Below are 11,328 nucleotides of genomic sequence, written 5' to 3' on the forward strand. Positions count from 1 at the left end.
AAGAAAAGGCAGTTTGTATAAGATCAATAAGGAAAGAGATTCTCCCGGAACATCGATCCCTTCCCAGAATGAATTTGTGCCCAGCAGGACAGCACTTTTATTCTGTTTGAATTCTTTCAGCATTGCCGTGCGTCCAATGCCTTTACCCTGCGCCAGAAGTTGGATATTTTCTTTATAAAAAGTCTCGCTGATCTCCTCATAAACTTTATTCAGGTCTTTGTAGGAAGTAAAAAGCACCATGGTACCGGTTTTGGAAATTTCCACACTCTTCTTTATCAGATCGATGCTCTGGGAAGAAAAGAAACGATCTCGCGGTTCGGGAAGGAATCCGGAAACTAAAACGATTGCCTGTTTATCAAAATCAAAGGGTGAAGGCACGATCTTTTCCTGCACAAAATCTTTTTCCAGCAGATCTAATCCCATACGACCGGCAAAATATTTGAATTTCCCGCGAATAGCAATCGTCGCTGAAGTGAAGACAATAGATTTTACCTTTTTATAAAGGAGATCGTTCATCAGTTGATTGACATTGAGCGGAGCATAATTCAAAATACCATTTGGATATTTCTCATCCGATACTCTAAAATTTTCCAGCCAAAAGGCAAAATCCTTAAATTCCGGGTTGTAAAGTTGATGGAAATTATCATTAAATTCACCCAGTCTTTTCAGCACTCCATCCACATTATCCAGGTTCGTGATATAGTCTTTGAAAACCTTACTACTGATCGTGGAGAGCGATTCCCGGATAGCCATTATCACTTTGTTGATCTCTTTCCAGAACTCGATGAATTCACTCAAATAACTGTTTATAAAGGGAAAATCTTCCGTTGACTTGATCCTTAATTTACCGTATCTTCCTTGTCTTTCGACAACCTCCCCGATTTTTTTAAAAAGTTCGGAAAAGATATATTTTTTACTTTCCAGCAGGTCTATCGCTTCTTGAGATCTGGTGATCAAAAAATCTTTGGTGGTTTGATTGACCGCACTTCCGGTTGTGTCTGCTTTCAATTTCGGCAACATTCCTGTCTGGAATCTTTTACGGGTGGCGAACATCGAGGAAAAGAAATTATTTATATCAGCATATCCGAGACTCAAACCAAGCTCCGAAGAAGCGATATGCGGCAGATTATGTGCTTCGTCGATGATCAAATTCTCATAATTCCCAAGAACCGCATTTTCGCTTTTCATATCATTCAGCAGCAGATGATGATTGATGATGACCAGGTTGGAAGCTTCTGCTTTTTTACGGATATCCATCAAATAACATTTCCTGAAAAATGAACATTTTTTGCCCTGGCAGAAATGACGATCAGCAGAGAGTTTTTTCCAGATACTGCCGTCTCTTTTCGTATTAAAGGAAGTATTTTCGGAAATATCTCCGGTTTGGGTGAATTCTTTCCAGACGATCAGATTGAGAAAACCTTTAGCTTCGTAAGGTGAGAAATATTTTTCAAATTCAAGGGATGATTCTGCCCATTTTTTTTCGCAGATATAATTGCTCCTACCCTTCAGAAGAGTTGCTGTAAAGGGAATATCAACGCAATTTCCAACGGTTGGCAGATCTTTATAAAAAAGTTGTTCCTGCAGGTTTTTCGTGTTCGTAGAAATGATAATTTTTGCATTATTTTTATTTGAATGCTTGATCGCAGGAATCAAATAGGCAAGAGTTTTTCCGACTCCTGTCCCGGCTTCGACCAATAAATATTCTTCTTTTTGGAAATTCTGTAAAACTGCTTTGGACATCTCGATCTGACCGTCACGGATCTCATAATTCTCAAATTTCTTTGAGAATAAACCGTTTGTTTCAAATACTTGCGAAATGGTTGGATCAACCTCTTTTTCCGGTTTATGAGAAATGTAATTCTTGTTGTGGAAATCGATTTCTGGTTCCTGTCTGGTTAGAAGTGCGTATTTATTTTGATGAGCAACGACCTGTTGCAGGAAATAATCCAGGTTTGTATTCAGATTCGCCATCTGCGATATTTCCATTAAACGGTAATTAAGTTTTACGGAAATATTTTTATCGATAAATTCCAATAATTTTAGAAAAATCTGCCCGGTTGCTTCCGCATCATAAATAGCACGATGAGCATTTTCCAAGTTTATCTTAAAATATTCAACAATTGTTCCTAATTTATGATTGAAGATAAAAGGAAGATAAATTTTGCTGATCTCGACCGTATCAAAAATTCTGTTTTCCAGTTTAGGAAATCCGTTATCATGCAACTTAGTATTTAAAAATCCAATATCGAAATCCGCATTATGACAGATTAGAATATCCTCTCCGATAAATTGTCTGAATCTTTTCAGGGCATCAAAAATCGAGATTCCGGAAGCGAGTTGTTCATCAGTGATATGAGTTAATTGTTTGATAAATTGCGGAACTTCTCTTTTTGGTTTGATAAAAAGTGAGAATTTTTCTTGAGGATTTCCTTCCTTGTAACGAACTGCTCCGATCTCGATTATTTCATTTTCCCGAAAATCAAAACCGGTCGTTTCGAGATCGAGAACTACAAAATTAAAAAGTTTTTTCATATTTTCTTTTTAGCCATCAGTCTTCGTTAAAACTACACCCAGACAGGCGAATTACACTAATTTCACAAAATTTTATATAATAGAAAGCAATTATTTTACTTATTCCCAAAATTCATTTCGATTTTTTTGCATAGTCGATATTCATCGCTCCCAACTCTCGATTGGGAATGTAACAATGTTTTGAGCCTGCCAAATTCTTCTTACTTTTCTTTCAATCTGAATGTGGAGGCTTTTGCTAGAGGAAATTAAAGATTAAATTTCAGTTGATTTTCAAAATTTGAAATTCTTCTTTCAGCTAGTTTTACATATTGAATATTATTATCATAACCAATATACAGACGGTTAGATTTTAACACTGCAATTGCTGTTGTTCCGCTTCCCATAAATGGATCGAGAATAATGTCTGATTTAAAAGAATATAATTGAATAAGTCTATAAGGTAATTCTTCTGGAAAAGGTGCTGGATGTCCGATTTTTCTAGCAGAAACAGCATTCATTGTCCATATAGACTTTGTCCATTCCATAAATTGTTCTTTTGAAATGGAATTTGTTTTTTTTCCCATCTCTTGCCTGTTTCTTACTCGTTTATATTCACCTTTAGAAAAAATTAATATATATTCGTGAACATCTCTTAATGTCGGATTAGACGCGGATTGCCAGCTTCCCCAAGCTGTCGAAGGACTTGCACTTGCTGCCTTATTCCAGATAATTTCTCCTCTCATATTATATCCAATATCGATCATTAATTTTGAAATATAATCCGAAAGAGGAATATAAGGTTTTCTTCCAAGATTTGCAACATTTACACAAGCTCTACCACCATCAATTAAAACGCGATAAGTTTCGGTAAAAACTTTTCGTAATAATTCTAAATATTCTTTAAGAGTTAAATCTTCGTCGTATTCTTTCGAAACATTATAAGGAGGTGATGTGATCATTAAATGAATTGAATTATCTGGTATTTCTTTCATATTTTCAGATGAACCGAGTATTATTTTATTTAGATATTCTTCAGGAAATTCATTAGCAATGCAATCTACTTTTGTTAGTTTATTTTCTGCATATAATTTTGAATTATAAAATCTTGATGAATCGTGATTTATTCTACCTGATGTTCCAAACGCACTTGATTGAGTTCCATGTCTCATAAATTATTTCCTTATTAACGATAAAAATTTCTCTGCTTTTTCAATTTCTGATTCTTCTCGATTTGCGATAGTAATTATTTCACCAAGTTTCTGTTTGGGTATCATTGATGAGAAATAATTCATTTTATCATTTATTATTTCAGTTAGAAAATTTGATAATTGCTCAATAGAAGAAATTGTTTGAAATCCGTTTTCTTGAGTATTTGTGATAAATTCGCTTGTAGTAGGATTTGGAAATAGAGATAAAAATCCTTGAATTATTCCTGATGTTTTCAGAAAATCAACTTTATTTTTGTAACTTTCTGTTATAGGACTGTTGCCAAGTATAATTATCGGAATCTTTGCAGAAGCAATGCCGGACACCCTGATATTGATAGATTTGCCAATTGCTTTTAGCATTGAATCAGATCGAAGAATTGAAGGATTTCCTTTATGAGATTTATAATCTCCAAGATATTCTAATAAATCAGATTGCTGTGAGTATTTATAATTCGAAACAATACTCATCTTTACTTCAAAAATCAGTTTAATGTTCTCTGGACTTTGAATTTTTGAATTTGTTGTGCAAAAGGCAATATCCGCATCCGAACGATTTGTTAAACCGATTTCTTCACAAACCACACTATTTATTGTATATAATCCAAGTTTAGTTGCAATTGGACTTAATAAATTCTTGCACCATTTCTCAGTAAATTGTCCAATTAATGAATTTCTGCTTTGTAAAGTCTGCCCGTTATTTTGTTGCCCTTTTTGAATATAAGCAAAATATTCTTCATCGAATTTATAAAACAACTGTTCTGGAGATGCAAAATTTTTTAATGCTTCAATAAAGAATTTCTTTTCTGTTTCAACATTCCATAAATCAATATTACTCATTATTTCCTTCATAGGCATTATTTTTGATTACCATTTTTCGTTCAAGTTAATTTCCTCAAACAACTCTGCTTGCGTATGGAAACAAACAAGATTGTTTGTCAAACATTTTTCGTGAAATTCGTGAATGAGTTATCTCTCAAGTCGATATCTCTGTATTTTCTTGATCAATCCCTGTCTGCTCAAACCGAGTTTTTTTGCAGTCTGGGTTTGATTCCAACCGGTTTCTTCGAGGATATTGAGGATCATTTGTTTTTCCAGGTTTTCAACAGCATCTTTCAACGATTTATTTTCCAGCAGATTGATCGTTTCGGAGATTTCCTGGAAATGGAAGATTTCTCCGGAAAGGTCGGATGGTCTGATAAAAGAATCATTTTCTGCAAGAGTTACGGCTCTTTCGATCTCGTTTTCGAGCTGCCTGATATTTCCTGGCCATTCGTAATTCATCATATATTTCAGGGCTTCATCAGTAATTCCATTCACACTTTTCCCGACTTTTTTATTATATTTATCGAGGAAGTGAATTGCCAGCAGCGGAATATCGGATTTTCGTTCACTCAAAGAAGGAACATCGATCTTGATGACATTCAAACGGTAAAAGAGATCGAGCCGAAAATCTCCTTCATCGACTTTTTCCTTGAGCGAAACATTGGTAGCACAAATAACCCGGACATCGACCTTTTCGGTTCTGGTTGAGCCGACTCTTTTGATCTCACCTTCCTGCAGGAATCGTAATAATTTAGCCTGTGTGGAAAGACTGATATCAGCTATTTCATCGAGGAAAAAAGAACCTCCATTGGCAATTTCAAAAAGACCCTTTTTGTCATGAGTCGCTCCAGTAAACGAGCCTTTTACATGACCGAAAAGTTCGCTTTCCAAAAGGGTTTCCGGTAATGCTCCGCAATACTGAGCGACAAATTTTTTATTGCGGCGATTACTGTTATAATGAATTGCCCGTGCAATCAGTTCTTTCCCGGTTCCGCTCGGACCTTCCAGCAAAATTGTGGTCGGAGTATCTTTGATCTTTTCAATTATCCTGAAAATATTCTGAATTTTATCGCTCTTTCCGATAATATTGGAAAAACTGGTTTTCGAAGCCAGTTCTTCCCTGATCACTTCATGAGATTTTTGCAGGCTGGAATAAGTAATATTCTCAACGATCACAATTATCTGGTTGCACAAAGCACTCAAAAGATTGATCTTTTTTTCTGTGAAATAATAAGTATCATGCTTTGTGAACAGACAGATAACGCCTTTTTTTTCATTCCTGATGCTCAAAGGAAATGAAATGATATTATTATATTCCGGAGCAAAATGAGGTTGTTTGAAATTCTGATATTCATTTTTATTAAATGTCTCCATAACAATTTTTACCATGTTATCAAAATCTTTATCTTCATTGGAAAAATTATTCAAGATCATATATTCCCAATAATCTTTAACAAGTTGGTTATGATAAAGGCAGAAAATTCCGCCATCTGCTTCAGCAAAATCAACCAGTTTATCAAGAGCAGTTTCGATCAGAATATCAAAATCCGTGATCTCATTAAGATTTTGAGTAATTTCATAAAAATTACTTAATAGCGTCTCCTGGTGCTTTGATTCCTTTAGTTCAACCGCATATTTTTTATTTATTTTCTGGATCAGGATATCATTCTTCTCCAGAAATTTAATAGCTCCGTATTTTTTCACGATCTTCTTATTTTCGTTCAAAATTTGCAGAGATTGTTCCCATTCTTCTTTTTCAAATAATAAGAAAGCATATTCATAATTTGCTAAAGCAAGTTCAAAATTATTTTTGGTTTTAGCAAATTTTTCAATGGCAGATTTGAGAATCTTCAGTGCTTTTTCAGGTTCGTTCTTCTCCAGAAAAGACTGCAAATAATAACATTTTCCGATCTGATAATCATCATCCATCTCTTCTGCTATTTTCAAAGCAGCTCCGAGATAATAATTTGCACTTTCAAAATTCCTGGTCTGAAGGAAATAAAAAGCCTGTTTCAACGAACCTTCAATTATCTCTTTTTTAACATTCAAACCCTTGAAAAAATCATAACTTTCAACGATATATTTATATGCTTCCTTGAATTTATGGAGACAGGTCAGAACGCTGCCCAGGTTTCCATAAAGTTCAGCTTTCGTGAAATCGTCGGAAAGTTCCGGCAGAAGTTCCAAACCATGCTCATAAAACTCATAAGCGATGTTATATTCTCCTCTTTTTTCATACAATTCCCCGAGATTATTGTAAGAATGACATAAACCTTCTAAAAAATTATTTTCTTTTGATTTTTTGATCGCTCTTTCATAATAATCGATAGCTTTTACCCAATCTCCGGATTTGAAAAAGAGAACTCCGAGGGCATTAAGGGCGGCAATAACATTCCGGTAGATCTTGAATTTTATGGAAATTTCCAGAGCATCATTGAAGGATTCGGCTGCTTCTTTATATTTTGCATTATCCATATAAGTAACGCCGATGTTATGCAAAATTTCCGCGATATTATTTCTATCTCCAAGTAATTTTTTTATTTCCAGAGCCTGCTGCAAATAGTATAAAGACTTTTTATAATCACCTTTATCCTCATACAAATATCCCAAGTTATTATAACAAACACAGATGCCGTTCAGATTGTATTTCTCCTTCTCGAAGTTCAGGCTTTTATTATACAGAACTTCCGCATTTTTCCATTCTCCCTGCTGGAGCGCCAATCCAGCCAGATTGTTATAAATAGCTGCCAGACCTTCGATATCTTCTGCATTTTTATAGAGTTTCTCAGCTTCTGTAAATTCTGTTTCTGATTTCTGCCATTCATTGGAATGATAATATATCAATCCTTTCTGTTTTTTGGAATCTCCCTGCATTTTCAGTCTTTTCTTGCGGTCATCGATGAGAACCGTTATTTGATAAGCTTCATCTGCAGTAGTAAGTGCTTTTCCGAACTCCTCCATATCAATCAGGATCATACATTTCAGTAAAACCAATTTCCATTTCCAGTAATCATCAATGGTTCCAGGAGAATATTTTTTTATTATTTCCAGAGCAAACGCATTGGAATTTGTAGCTACCAGATTTTCAGCAAGATGAAATACTATTTCTTCTGCAGGAAGTGAATTTTCCAGAGTTAACTTCAAAGCATTGCGAAAATTTTCAGTAGATTCTTCCGTATTATTCAATTTTTTGTTAATGATCCCGAAGTCTTTCAAAATCGTAATTTTTTTCGGACCATCATTCTGATCTTTCAGCAGTTGCAGATAAATTTGCCGTAAAGTTTCATAATCATTCAATTTCAGGAGATAATTAATCAGCTTTTCATATTTTTTCAGATCACATTTTTGGAAAACATAGCAATAATAATTTTTAGTTTCTTCATCGAGATTAATCATTATTGGATTCAAATATTTTTCCTGTTTTACTTTGGAAAAATTACTAAAAAAAGATTGGACAACCGATACTTTTTTCACGAAATACTTCTTTTTTACCTTGAATATCAAATCCCATTTTTCAAGTTCCGCCAGATGTTTAGGATAATTCTTATCAATTATATTGCTTAACATCTTGTCATCAGCTTTTGTATCGAATAGGAAAATACTGATCAACAGATTTTTCCCCTGTTCCGATATTGTTGATAATTGATGGAAATAGATCGACTCGATATTGATCTTTTTATCAAGGTAGGAACTGAAATCGAATTTTTCTCCTTTTTTAAAAAAGTCATTCAAAATATATTCTATAATGAAGAGGTTTCCGTGGGAAATATTATTGATCAGTTTTGCTTCAGTCGAATAATTTTTGGTCCTTTCAGGAAATATTTCCTGTAAAATTTGCTGAATATCTTTTTTGTCAGGAAGGCGGATCGGGATCTTCTCCGAAAATGAGAATGTATCTTTCCTCGTAAAGATGATGAATTTAATATTCTGATCTTTTGAATAATGTGCTAAATATTGGAGAAAATCTTGAGTATATTTATCAAGATAATAATTTTCATAAATTATTATGGTCTTTGAAGTTAATAATTTTTGCGCGTTCAGGTTTTCAGTGATGTAATAATAAAAATCGTATTTATTTGAAAAATTAAAATCCGGTGAATAATCTATGAATTCATTAAATTTTTCCTTGCTGATCCCGGTTAAGACCTTTATGATTTCCTGTAGTTGATTTTTTTTGAAAATAGAAGGAATATAGACATCATGCTCAATTCTTTTTTCTTTAAGATTAGAAAGAATTTTCTGAAAAATATTGAATTTGCCAGAACCCGAATCACCAATAATTTCTATTATCTGACTGCTATCTGTCGATAAACGATTAAAAAATTTATCAAATGAAAACAGATGGCCAATAGTATATTTTGATAAAACCTTATCTACTTTCCTGTCCATAATTACCCCAAAAACATTTTAGGTAAAAGACATTTTTGGGGATTATTTGTCAACTAAGTTTTTTTGGATGTAACTAAAGGTTACAGTGAAGGGAATGTAGCCGCGACAATGCGTAAAAAGTACAAAGATAAAACATTAACCATCGAATTTATTCGATGTAAATCGCAGTAATTCTCTCATATTATCGACTTCAGCCCAGATTTATCCGCAAGCGGATAGTTTTATTAAGATGAAACCTGATCCGTAAAACAAGATGCCGATCTTGTTCATTTTAATCAAAATCCCATCTCCTTATTTTGCAGGAAATTAGAATGGGCTTTCATAGGAGTCGGAAAATAAACTGAATAACTTAGGAAATGAATCGAGTGCTATTCGCTGCCTTTCATTGAAATAAATTGTTAATGTTTGTCGAAAATTATAGATTCGAATTTAGAAATTCAATACATGAGTCCACTCTAAAAAGTTCAAACTCAATAAAATTAGAAACCGTTAAAACGGTTAATACTTTTTCCTGTTTCATTAACCACCAACTTAATTTGGTGGTTAATAAGAAGATAGAGGTCATTAACCGATTCATCAGTTTCCAAATTTCGGGCAAAATTTCAAACATATTCCAAATTATTGCCTTTTTAGAGTGGACTCATACCTTCAATATTTTCTTAAGATTTTGTTTGAGCAACTTTGGAGAAATCTCTTTCATACACTTGAAATGACCTTTAGGACATTTTTCTCCGCCGTGTAATGAACACGGCTGACAAGGAATATCTGTTTTCAAAATTACTGCTTTTTCATTCAAAGGAGCAAAACCAAGTTTGGGATGAGTCGCTCCGAATATTGCGATTTGTGGTTTTTTCAATGCTGCTGCGATGTGCATTGGTCCGCTGTCATTGGAGATGATAACATCACAGAGATCAATGGCAGAAATAAGTTGTGTAATATCGAATTTTCCGCAAAAATTGAGCAATTCCGTTTTTGTGTGAGATTGTAATTTTTCTGAAAGTTCCTTTTCCGATTTTGAACCTAAAATAATAAATTTACAATTCCATTCCGTAGGGATCGAATCGATGAATTCAGCGAGTTGTTCTATCGGATATTGTTTTGTTTTGTGGATTGCTCCGGGGAAAATAGCGATCTTTCTTAAACCTTCAAGGTTTTGAAAACCTTGAAGGTTTTTATTTAAAGGTATTAATTCAGGAAACGAAGATTCTTCCTCAATTCCCAATTTTCTCAAAGCAGAAAAATAGAGATCGATTGTCGATGAAATTTCTTTTTTTGTAAGTTTTCTGATCATCAGCCATCTTAAGAAATGTTTTTTACTATAAGTCACTTTTTTTTTTGCTTTAATCATTCTTTTGATAATGAAAGTATTCAGTTTAGAATGAAGATCGACGACGATGTCGTAATCATTTCTTAAACTTGCCATCCGGCAACTGCCTGATAGCAAGTTTTTCTTTTCCCAGACAAGAACATCATCGACACAGCCAAAAGCTTTAACCAAACCAGCAAACTTCTTTTTTGTATAAAAATCAATTTGTGCGTCTGGATACACTTCTCGCAAAACTTTCGCAACCGGTTGTGTGAGAACGATATCTCCCAGCGAGCTTAAACGGATGATGAGGACTTTCATTTTAAACACCGAAAAACACTGAATTCACCGAATAAATTGATTTTAAATTTAACACCAATAAATATTAAAAATATTCTTTTCTGTGTCTATCGATGTTGTTCAGTGTTTTAATCGTATTACAAAATTACCCTTTTAAATTGTAACTCTTTTGAACCGAAATCGATCAGTAATCCTAAACAAAATTTGGTTGCTTTCAGATAATTTTTCAATTGTGCATAATGAACTTTTTCAAGTGATTGAACAGTTTTTAATTCCACAATGATTTTATTTTCAACAACTAGAACAGCAAAATAATCTCCAACAATAAATAATATTATTTTCAAAATAAACCTTTATTGGTTCCTGCTGTTTCACATTCAATTTTTCTCAACGAAGTTTATAAGCAAGCGTATTTTCATAAACTTTTTCCAAAAAACCATTACCGAAATATCGATGAATTTCAAATGCTGCTTGCCTGATTTTTTCTGTTATATCTGCATAAAGTAATTCAGTCATATTACTCCTTTATTTAAATGTATCGGAATTTCAAAATTAGCCACAGAGTCACAGAGATCACAGAGATTTTATATTTTGCATTTCAATTTTCTGAATTCCCGTTTCCTTTTCCTGTTTCCAATTATATTTTTTAATCAATTTACAAAGTTATGTTCTACATAACACATATTCTTATCTTTTCGGTGTTTTTCAGTGTTTAATTTTTTCATTTATTATTTTTTCCGGTGATTTCAGTGTTTTCAGCGTTTAATTAAATCCCTTTATAATTTCCGG

At 33.5% G+C, this 11,328-nt stretch carries 5 protein-coding genes and 1 pseudogene; all 6 read right to left on the minus strand.

Features of this window, described 5'->3' with window-relative positions; all coding sequences use genetic code 11:
- On the minus strand, positions 1-2,535 hold a 2,535-nt coding region (locus ENL20_04665), incomplete at its 3' end, for a DEAD/DEAH box helicase (GenBank protein ID HHE37848.1).
- A 245-nt stretch (positions 2,536-2,780) separates the two neighbouring features.
- Positions 2,781-3,683 (minus strand): site-specific DNA-methyltransferase, encoded by a 903-nt coding sequence (locus ENL20_04670; protein ID HHE37849.1) that lies wholly within the window; start codon positions 3,681-3,683, stop codon positions 2,781-2,783.
- Positions 3,684-3,686: 3 nt separating this feature from the next.
- Positions 3,687-4,559: a hypothetical protein gene (locus tag ENL20_04675; protein ID HHE37850.1), complete on the minus strand. Its 873-nt coding sequence runs from the start codon at positions 4,557-4,559 to the stop codon at positions 3,687-3,689.
- 129 nt (positions 4,560-4,688) lie between these two features.
- Entirely contained in the window at positions 4,689-8,933 is a 4,245-nt protein-coding gene (locus ENL20_04680) for a tetratricopeptide repeat protein (protein ID HHE37851.1), read from the minus strand.
- Positions 8,934-9,573: 640 nt separating this feature from the next.
- Positions 9,574-10,560: a lipopolysaccharide heptosyltransferase II gene (waaF, locus tag ENL20_04685; GenBank protein HHE37852.1), complete on the minus strand. Its 987-nt coding sequence runs from the start codon at positions 10,558-10,560 to the stop codon at positions 9,574-9,576.
- 116 nt (positions 10,561-10,676) lie between these two features.
- Positions 10,677-11,055 (minus strand): annotated as a pseudogene (locus tag ENL20_04690) (GxxExxY protein).
- Positions 11,056-11,328: the final 273 nt, after the last annotated feature.

This window comes from Candidatus Cloacimonadota bacterium, from assembly GCA_011372345.1.
GTDB lineage: Bacteria > Cloacimonadota > Cloacimonadia > Cloacimonadales > TCS61 > DRTC01.